11 protein-coding genes are annotated in these 18116 nt (G+C 42.3%); all 11 read right to left on the bottom strand.

From position 1 onward, the window contains the following. Positions 1-6: 6 nt before the first annotated feature. Positions 7-1077, bottom strand: coding sequence for a PKD domain-containing protein (locus ACTB00_RS15700; RefSeq protein ID WP_463300868.1), 1071 nt, complete (start codon positions 1075-1077; stop codon positions 7-9). A gap of 14 nt (positions 1078-1091) precedes the next feature. Then, positions 1092-2468, bottom strand: a complete 1377-nt coding sequence (locus tag ACTB00_RS15695) for a glycoside hydrolase family 88/105 protein (protein ID WP_463300867.1) — start codon at positions 2466-2468, stop codon at positions 1092-1094. Positions 2469-2500: 32 nt separating this feature from the next. Further along, positions 2501-3946 (bottom strand): glycoside hydrolase family 28 protein, encoded by a 1446-nt coding sequence (locus tag ACTB00_RS15690; protein ID WP_463300866.1) that lies wholly within the window; start codon positions 3944-3946, stop codon positions 2501-2503. Positions 3947-3965: 19 nt separating this feature from the next. Next, the gene (locus ACTB00_RS15685) at positions 3966-4688 is read right to left on the bottom strand and encodes a DUF6250 domain-containing protein (RefSeq protein WP_463300865.1); all 723 of its coding nucleotides are present in this window, start codon (positions 4686-4688) and stop codon (positions 3966-3968) included. A 102-nt stretch (positions 4689-4790) separates the two neighbouring features. Further along, complete coding sequence (locus ACTB00_RS15680) at positions 4791-6080, bottom strand: DUF4861 domain-containing protein (RefSeq protein WP_463300864.1); 1290 nt, start codon at positions 6078-6080, stop codon at positions 4791-4793. Positions 6081-6176: 96 nt separating this feature from the next. Then, positions 6177-8336 carry a hypothetical protein gene (locus ACTB00_RS15675; protein ID WP_463300863.1) on the bottom strand — a complete coding sequence of 720 codons (2160 nt, stop codon included), beginning with the start codon at positions 8334-8336 and terminating at the stop codon, positions 6177-6179. 187 nt (positions 8337-8523) lie between these two features. Beyond that, the gene (locus tag ACTB00_RS15670) at positions 8524-11223 is read right to left on the bottom strand and encodes an exo-rhamnogalacturonan lyase family protein (RefSeq protein WP_463300862.1); all 2700 of its coding nucleotides are present in this window, start codon (positions 11221-11223) and stop codon (positions 8524-8526) included. Positions 11224-11267: 44 nt separating this feature from the next. After that, positions 11268-13322, bottom strand: a complete 2055-nt coding sequence (locus ACTB00_RS15665) for a hypothetical protein (protein ID WP_463300861.1) — start codon at positions 13320-13322, stop codon at positions 11268-11270. A gap of 43 nt (positions 13323-13365) precedes the next feature. Then, on the bottom strand, positions 13366-14673 hold the full coding sequence (locus ACTB00_RS15660) for a hypothetical protein (RefSeq protein ID WP_463300860.1): 1308 nt from the start codon (positions 14671-14673) through the stop codon (positions 13366-13368). A 166-nt stretch (positions 14674-14839) separates the two neighbouring features. Beyond that, positions 14840-16414, bottom strand: a complete 1575-nt coding sequence (locus ACTB00_RS15655; RefSeq protein WP_463300859.1) for a RagB/SusD family nutrient uptake outer membrane protein — start codon at positions 16412-16414, stop codon at positions 14840-14842. 34 nt (positions 16415-16448) lie between these two features. After that, positions 16449-18116 (bottom strand): SusC/RagA family TonB-linked outer membrane protein (locus ACTB00_RS15650; protein ID WP_463300858.1); only part of this gene is annotated, 1668 nt, incomplete at its 5' end.

The following is an 18116-nucleotide window of genomic DNA, read 5'->3' as shown; positions in this document are numbered from 1 at the left end:
CCCCTATTATTTTACAACCACATCCCAAATTTTTGAAAGGCGAGACTTTTCGGCATCTCCTTCCACCCAAAGTACAACAACATACTTGCCAGCTTCCTGATAGTGATGAATTGGGTGCTGTTCTGTTGAACTTGTCCCATCACCAAAATCCCATTTCCAGGAATTGATTTCACCAACCGACTCATCGGTAAAAGCGACCAAACGCCGCCCCATATCAACCACTCGAAAATCCCATTTTGCTTCAATCTGCTTTTGAAATTTCGGTTCCAACGGCATCAATTGAAAAGGTAAACTATAAGATGCATTTCCATACATCGTATGCTCTTTCGAAAGGTTCCAAAAACCATTATTGCTTTCCTTGTTTACGTCGTCGTAGTCAATCACAGCCCAACACAAGCCAACCAGTTTATTCTCTTCTAAAACCGACTTTACGGCACGGGAAGGATCGTTACCAGCGTAGTCAAATGGGGTGATCCAAAACTCAAGCACTAACTGACCGGATTCACCAAACTCGAAATCATATTGACAAGCTGCATTCGCGTACGGCAATTCCTTTATCCACGGTTGACTTCCCCAAACGAGTGTCCAATCCTTTCCTTTTGCCGGAGTAAAAATATGGTAGTTCTGTGCATGCACACCATGAAAAGAGAAAAAAGCATCCATTGGAGCCATCGACTTGTTAGGGTGAAAACGATCAATGAATGGACCACCCGATTGATCTGCATCTACGATCAGCTCAAAGGTATCGTTGTGCAATCCGGGGCGAGAATAGTCCCAATAATTATCATAAGCCTCATAAAGAAAATAAAGCCGATTTAATCCTTTCACCCAACCCACTTTCACACTGAAAGTCAAATTTTCCGGATCAACCTCTTCATGCTTGCCGCTATCATCCCAAACCTGATCCATTCCAACGGTATAGCTTTCCGGCACCAAGTCCCAGTCATCAACATTTCCGTTGATAACCGGGATTTGATCTTTTGGGAATTGAAATATTTTAAACTCCCTGTTTTCTTGCGACCAACAATTAAAAACTGCAAAAATCAAAAAAAGGGAGGTGTAAAATGACTGTTTCATTAACTAATTTTTAGCTACTCTTTTATCATCTGTAACGAGCTGTCATTTATTTCAAATTGATGTTTTTTCAATAAATTGATAACTTCTGCCCCAGCCAGCAGAACCGGACCATAACCATGTGCTGCATATACATTGATTGGGCGGTAGTAATAGAAAGCAGGATCAAATCCCATTCCAGTCCCGACACAGGTTCCTTCAACCTGTCCTTTCTCGTTTACCATGGTTGAAACAGCGTTCCATCCCAGCATAGCCACCGGAGCATAAGCATACTTATCAATCCAGCCTCGGTTAATTGCTTTCGCAATAGAATAGGTATAAATGGCTGTCGCCGATGTTTCAAGATAGGTATCATTCCGATCAATCAACTGATGCCAAAAACCTGTTCCATCCTGGTATTTGACTAATCCCTTGATATGCGCCTGTAGTTGTTCCAAAACGGCAGGGTATCCTTCATGCGTTTCGGGGAGCACATCCAACAATTCAACCATGGCCATTACAGCCCAGCCATTTGCCCGAGCCCAGTGAAATTGAGGATGAATATCCATGTGTTGCACCCAACCATGCATGTATAAGCCTTTTTCGGAATTGAACATCCGCTCAGAGAATTGTAGAACTTGCTTGACAGCGTCATCGTAATATTTTGAATCACCGGTCAGTTTGCCCATTTGAGCCAATGCAGGCACACTCATAAACAAATCATCCAACCACAAGGTGTTAGGCTGCGGACGATTTCGGGCCAATGTTCCGTCAGGCAATCGAAACTGCTTCATATGAATATAATCGGCAAAATTATCAATCACCGGCCGTAAGCTTTCAATTGTTTCCAACCGCTCGGTTTTTATCATGGCAGCGCAAACCGCTCCGGCATCGTCCAAAGCGCCCGGATGCAATACGGAGTGAATCATAGAACGCTTTTCGGCTTCAACGTCCCCCAAGCTCCAGTAATAACCAGCCAATTCACTGATCAAATTTAAACGCTTTGTTGTATACTCAGCATATTTTGAATTGCCTGTCATTTCGCTGGCCAAAAGCATTCCGGCATAGGTTACTCCCCACTCATAGCTCGTCAAGCGAAAATCACCCGGTGCAAATACGGCCTCTTCCGGTAATGAAGTAAAATCCGTCACCTCTTCGTTGGTCTTTCCATCATTCACTTTTGCAGGAGTCGATTCGTCCAAATAAGTATAGACCTTATCAATCACTTCGGTGACCTCCTCAACCGATGGTGCTCCGTAAGGAGTCGGATAGTCGGGTTGAAGCAAATGTAATGGTGTCGTGGTATCAGTAACCGGTTCCGGCGTTTTTTCCTGATCTGTATTTGTTGTACAAGCCCCCAACAAAAAAGGCAACACAAGACCTGCCATGCAAATTAATTGAAACTTCTTTTTCATTCTAGTTTTATTTGATAGTTAGTATTGATTTTTTAATTTTCTTTTTGAATAACAATTGCCTCATCACGTTCAGGATGGGCAGCCGTTCCTTCAAAACCTTCTATGCTCAGATTTGAAACATCGTGCGCTTCCACAGCATAAGTATAATTGTCGGGGATATTTTCTCCCCATTGGATACTGCTGTTAATCAACTCAATGTTATCTGCAAAACGTATGTAATAGCCGGGATTATCCCGGAATTCAATAGCAGGATATGCTTTTGTTGGGCGATTGTCCATTAAGTTTCCGGGGTAATCAGTCCAGCGCTCCATGGTAATGTTGACATCTTCAAGACGAATGTTGCTAATCCGGCTTTCTTTTGTTCCATTTATTCGCACGCTATTTTCAGATTTACCGGTTACATTTTTGACGACAATATTGTGGATTGATCCAATTTCGCCGCCCGGATTTCGGGGAATAGCAGTAAACGAAATAGCCTCTCCTCGTCCCCACCAGGGAGCCGAATGATAACGCGAAACAAAATTAACGTCTCTGAAAACAACATTATAAACACTTCCCTCGTCGCGAAGCTGGATGGTCAGTCCGCGACAGCTGGTTTTAATTTCACACCGTTCAAAAACGATGTCAAATATATCCTGAGTCGTTTCGGTTCCAATTTTTACGCCCGAATCCTGGGTTTCCAACACGCAGTCGTGAACCCAAATATTTGAGGATGGGCCATAATCCTGGTCCTGCCGTGTGGCTTTTACAACAATCGCATCATCGCCACAAGAAATCTGACAATTCCGGATTTCCACATTGCGACAATGATCCGGATCAATTCCGTCACAGTTCGGCACATTAAGATTGTTGTTAATTTTGATTCCTTCAATTAGAACGTCTTCGCAACCAAGCATATGAACCGTCCAAAGCGGGGCTTTTTCAATGGTGATATCCTGAATGTGTAAATCCTTGCATTCTGTAAGGATAAATAACTTCGGACGCCACTCTTTCGGTATCCACCATTCATTCTCTTCTTCGTAATGCGACATAAATTCCAACGCACGGCCCTGCACACTTCCAGTCCCTGAAATAGTTAAATGGGTGGCTCCGTTCGCAACTATCGCAGCTTCACCCGAATAGTCTTGATGTTGATTACTAACAATCAATTGCGCATCACCTTCAAGATGAAAATTGATGTTGCTTTTTAAGATTAAAGTTCCAATCAAAAACTGATGCCCGGTAGGAATTAAAACTTTTGCACCTTGCTCCGCCATTTCAGCTTCATCTATCGCTTTTTGTATCGCTTCGGTGTCCAATGTTTCCCCATCGCCAACTGCTCCAAAGTCCAATACATTGAAAACCTTCTCGTGCTGTCCTGTCACACTTGCATGCAGATAGGTTGGAAACACTCCAAGCAGCAGCACAACAACCATTAAAGTTGCAGAAATTGCTTTCAGAGTGAGTCGATTTGTTATTAATTGATTTGTTGATTTCATTTTATTAATCTGGTTATCGTTATTTCAATTGGTAAATCTTCAAATCATCTATCACTTGATGTGATTTTACTGTTCTGAACCCAAAATAACCTTCAGTTAAAGCTTGTTGATCGGTGTATGAAAAATACTCTTCTCCATCCACAAAGACCTTAGTTGTTCCGTCGGAAACGACTATTTGGATTAGATAGTTATGGTTGGGCTTCAGTAAATGACTCTCATCATTTTTCTCTTGCAACAATTCCCGCTCACCTGTTCCATCATATTTTCGAAACCGTGTCGTCGAATTGTAATTCCCCCCAATGCCGGCATAATACAGGTTTAAAGGATGATACTCAGCAAAAGTCCCATCCCGGGTGAACAGATTCTTATTATCAGGATCGGTTGCCATCCAAAACATGTTTAAATCAGAAAGCCGATCATTGTGACCATTATTCATGATCACTTCGCGATGATATTCAATCAAAATATTGCCTGATAACTTTTTGTCTAACCAAACAGTCGCACCATGATCAACATCGACGATCAGTTTTCCATTTTCAGTCGATATTGAAGAATAGGGAGAGTCGGGGGTTTCCACCGCCCAGTTTCCCAGTCCGTGGTCAAAACTGTCCTGATAAAGAAGCTGACTTTTTCGATATTGCTCAATGCAAGCTTGCGTCTCTCGATCCTGCGCCGTTGCAGAGCTTTGAATTCCTAACAAGAGAAAAAAAACAACTGCGAGAATATAATTGATTTGTCGCATGAAAGATTGATTTTATTGAATCCTGTTAATATCTGTTACACAACGTCATTCGATGCCCATTAATTGATTTTGGGCACAACTAATTGACAACAAATGACTGCGCTATTTAATAGTCACTTCAACATTGGCCGAAAGCTGACTCACTAAATTTTCCAAATAGCTTTTGAAAAAGTCAGGATCTTTAAAACCCTGGTCGCTCAATTCCCAACCTGCCACAGCATAATAAGTTACCGGCTTTTCATCTTCAACTTTCAGTTTAGCTAAAAAAGACTTGGATAACTGTCCTGTTTCCGGTGCTTCGGAATATCCTTGATATAAATCGCGCGGGACGATTAGTGCCAACCCAAGCCACCATTGTCGGTCGTAGGTCTGCATATCATGGGTGAACAAAACAACCCACTGGTCATTCATTTCAATTTCCTCCAACGGGTTTTGATTATTGATATTGACCAAACCAATCACCAGATTTTCGTCGCCTTTCAAGCCTGAAAACTTCACGGTATTCTGGTATGCATACATGCCGGGCCAAATACTGGTGGTTTCATCCACATTGTATTCCCGGTCATTCGGATGCCAGTTTTCAAAATGATAGCTCAATACCGATTTCACCGGACCTTCAGCCGCAATCCGGAAAGTTGTCTCCTCAACATTATTGATGGAATCATCAACCGTTACGCCCAAGCGCATCAATTGGTCTTCAACCGCTAAGGCATAACCTCCGATCCCTACAGAATTACCGACGGATAAAATATCGCGCCCCCAGTCAGCCATAACATGGTAGGTATCCTCCACTGCACCTTCAGCATTAATTCCAACATTTTCCGGCGACATTAATGACGTTGTTTTGCCGAAAAGATCCTTGGCATTGCGACCATCCAAATAATCGCGGAAGCCAACTTTGTCGTTTTCCCATGAAGGCCCATCCGTTTGATAGCGTTGAAAGCCGATACTTTTTGGAAGATCATCGGCGTATAAAGTTTCGCTGGTAGCAGGTTCAACCGGAGTATCAGCCGAACTGCGTTTCCCAAAACGGGCACTTGTGCGAACCACATATTGTGGCTTCTCACTGACCCATTGCAAAGAGTAAGTTTCCGATCCATTTGAAAGCAGATCAACAACAAAAAACAGTTCATCCCACTTCTGGTCACCATCCAGATCATTCAATTGAGAAGGGATCGTGTCTCCTTCCGTAGAAACAATCAATGGAAAAACTTCACCTTCCGGAAGATCAGAAATCTCTGATCGGTCAATGGAAATCGCTTTATCGGTCAAATCGATAGTAGCCGTATTCGTTAATGCAATCTCAATGTCCTTTGTTGCCGTTTGGCATTGACTAAACAGAAGTGTTAAAATTGCTGCTCCCGCTGAAGCAAATAAGGTGTATCGTTTCATTTCGTTCATATTTATTCGTTATATATTCGTTTTTATAATCTGCAAAATAAAAAGAATTATCGTTTCTTTCACTTTACGGTATCTACTCAACAATTGTCAAGGTAGTTTCTGAAGGTTCTCGGTCTTTACGTTCCAAGTTCCATCCTGTGGAAAACCAGGAGCAACTTCATCCGGACCACCATCCCATCCTGCAGCCATTAATCCGATTGCTTCAAGAAAAGAAGCATTCACAGGCAAATAAGCCGGATTTTTGATTCCTTCTTTGGGTCGGGGAACATAGCCCGTTTTATAAAATTTTGCCTTGGGTGCATCATTACAAACAATGTCAATAGCTGTTTGTCTGTCGCCCAAACGGGCTGCCGTAAGCGCACCCTTTCCCATGCTCCAGCTCACGAAGCTGTTGATGCCATTTCTTTCAACAATAGCGTTGAACGTATTTTGCATGATCTGTTCGTCAATCATTGGTGTTTTCGGGAGATATCCCAACGCCATCAACATAGCAGAAGAAAAATACCCTTGCCTATCGTACATATTGGGATCGGTCTCCAACTCAACATACTTTCCGTCCTGAATGGTCGGACGTGCCAGCTTATTTAAAATATTATCCCAAAGTGAATCCCGTTCCAAATGAAGTCTTTCGCGCCAATCCTGCGCCACTTTCAACCCATAATACCACCCGGCCAGTTCGAAGGTGGGATTCATTGTTGTGTTCTCCTCGGTGCTTTCATTTACCGATTTAATAGGAGGCCCCAGTATATAACGATCGGTAGTGGCATCATAATATGCATAAGAAGCCAGGAATTTTGCTGATTCAAAAACAATGTCTTTGTACTTGTTTAGCGTAACTGAATCGGGTTGCGCGCGATAAACCAATTCCGATAAATAAATGGGATTGGGCTGGTTCCAGATGATAAACGGGTTGATCTCTCCCGGACTGATTCGGCCGTTTATTCCCGACATTTTTGGCCAGCGGGCGCCATCTAAACCTTTGCTTTTTGCGTCGGCCAACGCCACTGGCAAAATCTTATGATACCATTTCAAACCCTTTTCCAGCAACTCCGTGTGGTTCCATTGATAAAACTGAGCTGCATGAATCCAGTACACTTCGGAATTGTGTTTTCCGTACCAACTAATATTTGCCAGTCCGGACTCCTGAGGCGGGAAAGAACCTGAATAGTTGACTTTCATGAGATACTGCGACAAAACAATGCGCCGTTCAAGTTCCTGTGCGCGAGGATCGGTACTGCCACTTAAATCTACTGCCCCGCCTTTTGTCCAGTAAGCTTTCCAGGATTGAGCACTGGCCTGTTTGGTTTCTTCAAATGAAGGCATGGTTTTCATTTCCCTAGCGGGCACAAACTCGCAAACCAAGGTCAAGCTGTCTGATCCTGTGCAGTCCAATGAAAACTCGTGCTTCGTATTCTCTTGCCATTTTCCGGTTTCATGCCAATGAATATTTACAAAATAGCGGGTCGTATCAACGGTTCGCTTCAAAAGAACATGGTTGGCATCTTGCTCAATCACTTCTGTTTGATGCTGATCAGGCTTGCTCCAATCGAAAGCCGGTTTGTTCTTTTTAGAAAGATCGTAAGTATAAGGAAATCGAAAAGCCGGTTTCAATTTTCCAGACTTTAGCAAATCGGATTTTAGTTTGAAAACGACAACACTCAATTCCGGATGACTGACTGTTTCAACCTTCACTTGCTGGCCGTTCAATTTGTATTGACTAGTGACCAGCCCATTCCACAAATTCAGCTTCTGGTTGATGTCCTGAATCATTTTGGGTGTCAGCGGTTGATTCTTTTCATCAACCAGACCAATTTGTCCCATCGGAAGCGGTTGTGGATTTTTACGAAAATAGTCGCCTGCCGGACTTTTCTGACTACTGGCATAATAAATTGGTCGGCCATGAAAATCAGTCTCCTTCATGGCATCTTTTAATTGTAAATGTTTTTGATTGGGAAAAGAATGCCAGGACCAGGTCGTACGGGTTTCCAACGGAAGACCATTTTGGTAATAAAAATCACTCAACGACTGCATACCGGTGACATCGGCGGTATATGCGAAGTCACCATTCCCAACAGACATTGCAGCCATCGGGTCAATTTCGTGTAAAACAACATTATGTCGGTTCACCAGATCGAACCGATTAATCGGCTCTTCAGCTGTAGATGTTTGTTTTGTGGATTGACAACCAAATTGGAGCAACACCAGCAAAAGCACTGCTCCAATTCCTGATTCTGTTCGATTTTTCATTGATTTATTCGTTTAGTCTTTTGCCATCTTTAAAAAATTGCTCTGTTTTTACTCACAATCTGACAGTTGGCAGATTGAGTGAAAAAGGAGAGGGAAAATATTAAAATCCTATCGATGTGGTAAGCTTAATTTCATTTTTATACACTGTCTCCTTTCCAAAGTTTACGACTAAGTTAATGAGATCAAACTATTTTGCATCCTGTACTCTCGGGTTATCCTCCGGCAATTGATCTCCAATCAACTCCAATAGTTCAATGGCATTCAAACACCACTGTGCGGTGTTATTTGTTGATACGCCTTCCACTTCGTAAACGGGCTCCAAACTTTGTATGCCTTCAAACTTCTCCATATTGAAATTTGTGTTTCCCCATCTCGAATCGGCATTGAAAAACATTTTCCAGGCCATTTTTGCATAATCCTGATTCCCTGTTCTTTTTGCATAATAAGCTGGTAGTCTTGCATACCATGGAGCAGGATCTCCCAGCGTTACCCCAACGCCAAATGCTTTTTGTACCGAATCAACAGGTTGTGCATACAATTGGCAAAATTGCATCCAGCGATTGTCCCATGTCGAATTATCAATCAATTTTGTTAATTCAAAAGCTATTTCCGGCCCACCCATTAGCACTGAAAGATGACTGTGTCCAATATCCTCTGGATGAAGTTGGTACAACTTGTAAGTTTCCGGGTCGTATCCCATTGCAGCACCTTTGCCTGAGAAAAATCCATATGGCATTTCATCCAAACTATTCACTCCTGCCAAAATCCGTTCTTTGTACTGATCATCTCCGGTTCGTTCCCAAGCCGTCATCCAATTGCCAACTAAAGCCAGCCAGTCGGGGCCAAATCGCGCATGCGTAGGATATTTGCTTTTATCCAGAATGAGACGTAAGGGATCGAGTCTCCCTATGGCTTGATTGGATGCTTCAACGGAGGCTTGCATCAAATCGCCGGTTCGTTCATCCGTGGTCAGGTAATAATAAAAGCGACCAAGAGCTGCCTGAGCAATGCGAACTTCTTTCGCTCCATCTCCCCAGTGGCGGACATTGTGTCGGGAACCCAAACCTGCAAACTCACCCAAATGATACACATCGACTTCCCCGGTGTGACGGGTCATCGCTTCAGCCATTCTAAAAATATCCTCTCTGCCTGATCGCAGATAACTATACCAAAGCCACATATTCGGCATCAACTCAGTGTTATCCCAGGCAAAACCTCCGATATCATACATCCACACGTGTCTTTCTGAGTCGTAGGCATGCATCACATCACCATAGTCCCAGAAGCCATACCAATGTCGTTGTTCAACTTCCAACTGATAATATTCAAAAGCACTATCCAGTTGATTTTCAATCCACCGCTTGCCTTTCGTGCTTTTATCTGGTAAGCTCCATACACCAAAAACCGGAATTTGATGAATATATTCTGGTGAAGCGGTTAACAAAGGGGGATTGTTAACTTGCTCAGCCAAGTTACTTAAAGACTCGTAGGAAGGGACTTCTGATGACGCAAATAGTACAAATTCAGTAGTACGGGCCACACCTGTTGGCGTGCTATGCCCCGGCTGAACATCTTCGTAGCTGGCATTCAGGTTATGCCCCCACTGCAAGGTATCATAATGGCGCATGTCCATCGCCTCAGCTTCAGGCGACCAAAGCCAGGCTCGTAATTCTGCCTGATCTGTTCTAGCATTCTTCACCTCCAAAGCCGACGGAAATGACTGCCAAAAATCGCGCATGCAAATAGCCAAACCACCAGAAACATCTCCTACAAATGCCAATCCGTTCGATCTTCCTCCAGCTCCGGCGTCGATCCAGGCACTTTGGTCGTTCGTACGCTTTTTTACTTGAAAACCATCCGCGTTATTCTGAGCCAATTGAAAATCGTTCCACGAAGCCCAGTGTTTCACCAAAAACTGATTGCCCTTGTCAAGCGCTTCTATTTCAGGAATTCGCTCTCCCCTCAACTGCTTTTCATATAAATTTTCCCGATTGTGAATAAACGGGCGTCGTCCCTTTAACGGTTGCACCGGTTCATCCCACAAGCCCCCATTCTCTCCTGAAAACCGAACATGTCTATTATACAAAGTTTCGTTGAGAGGAACATCAAAGAATACTCCAAGCCCACGAATAAAATCCTGATGTTGATCGCCATCATAAATAATTGTATGAACCATCCGCACAGATTGCTGCCCGGTATAAAAGTAAAGCCGCAATACAAAAGGCAGCCACTCCCGATCTCCATTTTCGGAGATATGATTCCCTTCAATTTTCACAACAGCTCTCACGTCGCCATTTTGCTCAAGAGTTACTCTCTCAATTTGTCCAACAAACTTATTCTTTGTCGGTTGCTCGCCAACTTCACGATCTGGCCCTTGTTGTGTAATACACACCAATTTTCCACCGGAAGAAATTTCCTGATTATTGATCGACAATGATTGGATTATACTCGATCCCTGCCTGGGAATGACACATTGCAAAAATCCTGTATTGACAACTAAATTGTCAACATCATCTGCAACCAGAAGTTGCGACGAATCACTTCGTTCCGATCGATCAGATTGAAGTTGAAATGCTGTACCTTCACTTCCTGACACAACCGTACTCAAACCAACCCATTTAAAGCTGCCGTCAGGCCAATAGGCTAAAGGCCACGATTGAACAGGCAATTGTTGATCTTGTTCGTTTGTCAAAATAAACTGATCTGATTTTGTAATTGCTCCTTCTGAAAATGGAACTCCCCAGCTGACCCCTGTCGAATGTTTTGGAGAATTATCTCCAAGCCAGTTTAGTTGAACGACCGATGCTTCCTGAGACATAACCATGACCTGACTATGACCGAACACTATGAAAATCAATGCGAATATTGTCTTTCCGATTTTACACATTTCTAAAATTTTTATATCAATACTTTCTGAATTCAAGTTAACAATTAATACTGATTGAAATCCAGAACAAGTTCCTGATCATCCTTACTGATTTTAATAACACCGCTTTTGTATCTCGATTTAATATACGGGCTGTCAAATAGCACGTCAGGCGAGTAATTAACCCGCTCACCGCCAATCATCGATATTTCTTCGTTTGCCAGATTGAAATACATCTCCTTCGCATTTTCGCCACATCCCCGATAGTGCAAGATATTAAAACCTGCGACAACGGTTTTATCCAGCACCAGCTGGTTATCTAAAATATCATCCATAAAAGCTTCAAAGGTTTTATGATGAACCCGCCGCGATGTTTCAAATATCATCCCGGCATATTTGTCGTTTAAATAGATCATTTTTTTATCCGAACTCCAAGAATAACTATCGTCTACCAATTCACTATGCACCCCCGATGTGCCACCATCATTGCCTTTCACTACGCGAACTGCTGCAAATGCATCTCCTTTTTCCACAAATATCCAGCCTTTCTTTTCAACCACCCGATCATGAGTATCGCCAATATAAATACCGTAATCATTCCCAATCATAAGCTTAGATGGGTACCAGTCAGGATTAACCTGCGAAAAACGGCGGGTCTGCTGAACCAGCATCACGTTTTCGTGTTGGACAGCCCTGCAAAGTGCATGTTCGTTTGTCCAGCCTTTTGTATTCACTGCAGCATCAGTTGGATAAATTCGTGGCCCGTTTTCTCCTTTAAAGATAATTCCCAACCAGCGAGCCTGGACACTCAAATGACTGTGAACAGCTACCGGGTGATCCATTTGACAGCCCATAATATAATCCGGTGTAATCCAGCTATATCGCACAAAACGAGCTTCCGTATCGCATAACATGGTGCGTTCGGTTCCCAAAGGCCTTGGCCATATATTTTCCTCTTCCCCCGGCTTGCGCGACACATAAGCAAATTCGCCAAGCCCCTGCCGGTCCAGTGCGATGCTCCAGTGAATCGGCTTCAGTTTATAATTACTAATCAACTGCGTAAAATAATGATCTTCCGCACTGCCTTCACCACCAAAATAAAAGCGGCTTTGAAGATACATCGCACTGCTCCATTTATTTCCATCCTTAACACGCGTTTTAGCGCCACCCCGCACACCGTTAAGCTGATCCAATGCCCAATCCGCCCAAACAGCGTCTAAAAAATTTTCAGCCTTTATTGCAAGTTTTTGCTCGTTGCAAAGATCAAATATATCTGTGAGGTACGAAATACTGACTGCCATATATCCAGGAGAAGCAACCTCAAGGAAAAATCCTTTTTTCGCCCTTTCCAAAAAATACTTATCAAAATAAGCAACCCATTCCCTATGATGCTCGGCAGCAGTGTATTGCTTTCCATCTTTATAATTTCCGCGCGGTTTGGGCCCGTCATCTGATCCACCTCCATACATACTATGAAACCAGAACTTATAACCACCACCATTGCCCAAATCAGGATATATGCGGTCCTTAAATTCCGGCTCATTCATGAAAATCTGAGAAGTGATTAAGCTACTAACCTTAGCAACGATGTCGTGGTTTTCACTGCCTTCCATCCACCACGTGCTCCATCTGGCTAAAAGGATATCATCTTTATACTCCATTCGCTGCCAAAGCATTTCCAAAAGTGCTTTTTCTGTTTCAGGATATAACCGTCCGGGAGAAACAGTCCCCTTTGCCCCAAAAGCGTAATATAAATGATAAAGCCATTGATTTAGAGATAGATTCCAGTAGTCATCCAGTCCATTTACCTGAGGGTCATCGCTCGTGAAGATGGCAAGCAAAGTCTCATTCACCCGATCAAGATCTCTACCCAGCCATAAAGAAGCAAAATAAGAATGATATGGTATTCTCGCATCGTCTCCACTTTCTATAGCAGCTTGCTCAAAGGCTTGATGAATACGCAATGGGTTGGTATCATGAGCCTTTTTAATATATTCATTTAGATTTTCTTCAGAGTAAATAAAATTCTGGTTCCCGAGTGGATTTTCAAACTCACCAGATGAAGAAGCCAAAGAAAAAAATCCAAATACTGTTAATAAAAGAAGTCTCCTTTTATTCATTGCCTATAAATTTAAAAGTATCCGTGTATATAACCGTTTCCCTTTATTTCTTCGGGAATAATGGTAAAAGCAATACATCGCTATCAGTGAATAAACTGGAATTAATCAACACCCATTTACCATCAGGACTTACGGACGGATGTAGGTGGGCTTCATCGGTAAACGGGCTAATACTATTTTTTCGGTGTCCCTGAGTCAGTAGCACCACATCATCGTTATCTTCAGCATTAATTCGGTAAAGCTTTCCATCAAAGGTGTCAGCAACAATCCATTTGCGGTCGGGTGTAGCATTGCAATGCCAGTACCCGCCCATTACCGTTTGACCGTGAAATTCGGGCTCGTTGGTACGGATATTTAACGAATAGAGTCCGGTTTGGTTGGTTTGCAAACGATCCAGGTGTCCCATCAGGTGAAACAAAATATGATCAGGCCCCATGAATACCTCATGTGTCACCCAGTCATTATCATCCTCGTTATAAATTGGTTTGTTGGTCACGTTTCCATCTTCGTCGATTGTCATATACCACATCCGTTGCGGAGAATCGCCGCCGGTTTCCCAACAATACATCACCTCTCCGGTTACAAATGGATTTGATTGAAGATGCCCGATACGAAAAGGTACTTCCAATGCTTTCTTGGTTTTTCCTGAATTAAACTCAACACTATAAATAGCCGAAGTGTCTTTGTTTATTCTGGTTGAGAAAAACACACGATTTTCGTTGGCATCCAAGCCCAAGCCAGAAGGGTGAATTGAATCAGGAACCGTAGCCAAAACAATTTCGTAATCTTCCGGGCTTCCAACCGTCCCATTCTTGCTATCTTCCAACAGTTTTTCAAGCTGAAGTTCAACTAGTTTATTTCCTCGAAATAGGTAAGCTGAGTTTTTGTGCCACCCCAAGTGCAGGTTACTACCCCTGTCTCCTGTTGTTATTTGAACAATTTCAAAATTATCCATGGAAATCGCATAGGCTTGCCGATCTCTTTTTTCACGAGTAGATGTGCGGTCAGAAGTGATCACGACGTATTTCCCATCCGCAGTCCATTGCGGATGAGTTTGGTACATTTTGGAGTTGTTGTGGCGTGAAGTGGTCAAGGCGTTATCTGTTGTTCCAGTCACGTCATCAACATAGGTGAAATTTTCGGAAGGGAAACGTTGTCCAAAGACATCATCTCCCGCCATATCAAATGTGTGATAAACTCCCGATAGATGGGAATAATCAACACCATTTACCGTCTGGCTTCGGCTTGCCACTGCAATGAATACAAAACAACTAATCAAAAGTATTTTCCTAAACGAAAGGTTTGTCAGGGTTCTGACTTGACAGGCTGGAATAATGCTATAATTCTTCATTTGGTTAGGTTTAAGTAAGATATAAACATGAACGTTCTATTCCGGTGTATAGGCAACACCGCCTTAAATATTACGTTTGATATTTAAGGAATTTATAGATAACAGAAACTAAAAAAGCTAAAACAGCCCGGAATAAATTCCGGGCTGTTTTTTTGTAAGATTAAAATTAATAACCAGGATTTTGTTGCAATTTATTATTTGCATCAATGGCTCTTTTTGGTATTGGAAACAAGTTCCAATGATCATCAGATGCGGCGGCTTTAAATTCCCACGCATCGTTAAATTTACCAAAACGAATCAAGTCATTTCTGCGCTTCATTTCAAAAGCCAGTTCACGACCACGTTCCTCAAAAATATCGTTTAAAGTAACTGACGTTAATGTACTCGCATGGCTTCGTTCCCGAACTTGATTGACCAAAGGTAAAGCTTCACCAAATTTATTTTGACGAGCCAATGCTTCAGCTTTCATGAGAATAATGTCAGCTAAGCGAAACCAGGCAATATCATTTCCTGCATTTCCGCCATTTGTATTTGGGTCAAGTCCCCACTTAATCCATTTGATTCCAGCATTCATTGGCTGATTTCTAATTCCAGTTGCTTCAATAATCACATAAGGAACGGGACCTTTAGCTGATTCTCCCTCAACATATAAAAATGAGTTACCATCCGGAACAATTTCCTCAACCATGACTGTTTCACCATTACGAGGATCCTTTAATTCGCCAGGCATTAAGAACAATCCCTTTCGATCATCTTGCTCTTCATACAAAGCAGCAACAGAAGGTCTGGTTCCAAAACCATTTTGAGGAGTATAAGGTAGCCCAAACAAACCGCCCCCAATTCCGGGAAGTACTTTTTGTACAATTGGGTGTCCAATTCCGCCGGTAATATCAGGTGTATACACACCTGCCCATATCATTTCTTCGTTTTCCTCATTGTTGTATACGAAGTTATCGAAATAGTTATCCAATAAACCAAAGGCACCAGAATTAATAACCAGATCAGCATTTGTAATTACTTTATCCCACTGCGCTGTTCCTGTATAAACTTCGGCATTTAAATAAACCATGGCCAATAGACTGTAAACTGCCTCTTTGGTTAATCTTCCATAGTATTCACTTCCGACATCGTTTTGTGAAGGCAATTCTACAACAGCTTCACCCAACTCCGAAATGACAAAATCGAAAACTTGTTGTCTCGAATTTTGATCCGGTAGGTTATTGGGATCAACTTTAGGTTCAGTAAAAATTGGAACGCTACCAAAAAGATCCATCAAATAGAAATAGGCGTAAGCTCTTAAAGCTCTCAATTCAGCTTTTGCTCCTGCAACATTATCCAAACCGGCAGCGTCAAGTGAAGCAATCAGGGCGTTGGCCTGACCAACAGTCAGGAACAAGGTATTCCACATGCTCCAAAGATAACCATGATCTGCATCCCACTGATGTTCGGCCAATTGCTCAAAACTACTATTTGCCCACCAGCCTTGAATTTTACCATGTACGACTACTTGATCAGTGCAACACTCCAGCACTCGATATGGAGCACCAAAAGTAGGGATTCCGGCAAAATTTCTGTAGGCTCCTGATAACGATGAAAGAACCTGCGCATCATTCGCATAAAAGTTATCCGGGGTATAGATTGAATAAACGTCTTCCTCAAGCTCACAACTTGAAAACATAACAAGCAAGAAGGAGAGACAAACAATAAATTGCTTATTTATAAGTAATTTGAAAAATTTCATAATCTTAAATTTTAATAGTTATTCACCCTTCTGTTTAAAATGACAAACTTGCTCCAAGCATGAAAACACGGGGTCTTGGATAAGATAAATAGTCAATACCAATCGGAGCAACACCTCCGCGGTTTGTATTCGTTCTTACTTCAGGATCAAAGCCAGAATAGTTTGTTATAACAAATAAGTTTTGCCCAGTCAGATAAAGTCGTGCTTTTGATAAAAAGGTCAAACGACTGGTGTCAAACGTATACCCGATACTCATGTTATCCAAACGAAAGTAACTGCCATCTTCCAACCACTGAGAAGAGAACTGAGAAATCTGATCACGACTCATTCCGAGGTCAAGTGCTGATTTAAGAATATTAACACCAGGGGCAGCATTCACGTATGAAAATTCAGCTGCTGTGTTGTTATATATTTTATTTCCGGAAACACCCCTGAAAGAAATTGACATATCGAAGTTCTTCCAGAAAAAGCTATTGCTAAATCCAAATGTGAAATCAGGATTAGCAGATCCCAAAACGACCATATCAGCTCCATCCACTCCATCTTCATCAAGATAAGTTTCCATGCCGTCAGCGTCCAAACCGGTAAATTGCCGTCCATAAAAAGTACCCAACTCATACCCGGGTTTGATAATTTGTGTTGAACTTCCGTTACTAACAACTCCTGAAGTTGCATTCGTTAAGATTTCATCTCTCGAGAAATTCTCATTCGAGAGCGTAATAACTTCATTCTTATTGGTAGAGAAGTTGAAATTCGCGTTCCATTGGAATTCACTTTTGCGTATAATCTTACCATCCAACGATAATTCGAAACCGGTATTGTCAACTTCACCAACATTGGCCCACTGACTAGTAACCACGGATGGAGATGCAGTTGAGAACTCCAATAGTAGGTCAGTAGTATGTTTCTTATAAAAGTCTAACGTACCGGTTAAGCGCTGATCCCACAATCCAAAGTCGATTCCAATATTGGCTTGGCTGGTTGTTTCCCACTTCAAATCCGGATTTGGGTAGTTACTTGGTAGCACACTTGGAATAGCAGTTCCACCTAAAACGTAAACATTAGAACCTGAGATGGATAACTGCTCACGAAACAGGTCATTCGGAATTTCCTGATTACCAGTCACACCATACCCCAAGCGAACTTTCATATTACTGATTATTGAGCTGCTAAAGAAAGGCTCATCAGACAACTTCCAGGCAAATGCACCTGACGGGAAAAGTCCATACTGGTTGTTGCCCCCAAAGCGACTGGAACCATCTCGACGTAATGTCGCAGTAAATATGTAACGATCCAGTAGTTTATAATTTGCGCGGGCATACATTGAGGCTAAACGATTAGCAGACTTATAGGAAGTATTGGATACCAGGCTTCCTGATTGCATCAAATTCCATTTAACTGAAGATGCAACAAACTGATTGGCAGCAGTAAACGTATTTTCGGTCACGAATCGTTGAAAAGAATATCCTGCCAGAACAGTTAATGAACTGCTGTTTGCAAATTCTTCGTTATACGTTAGGTTTGTTTCAATCAACGAACTTGAATTTTGTATTTTACTAATTGAGGCACGACCATTTTCAGCCTGTCCAATAGGATGGGTTGCAGGAACAGCAGTATAACGATTCACGGCCTCATCATTGTGTCCAACGTTAACACTCACTTTAAGTTCGTCTAGAATATGGTATTCGATATTGGCATTCCC

The organism is Sunxiuqinia sp., assembly GCF_055140945.1.
The sequence above is the reverse complement of the archived record's forward strand: the minus strand, read 5'-3'. Positions and strand labels throughout refer to the sequence as shown.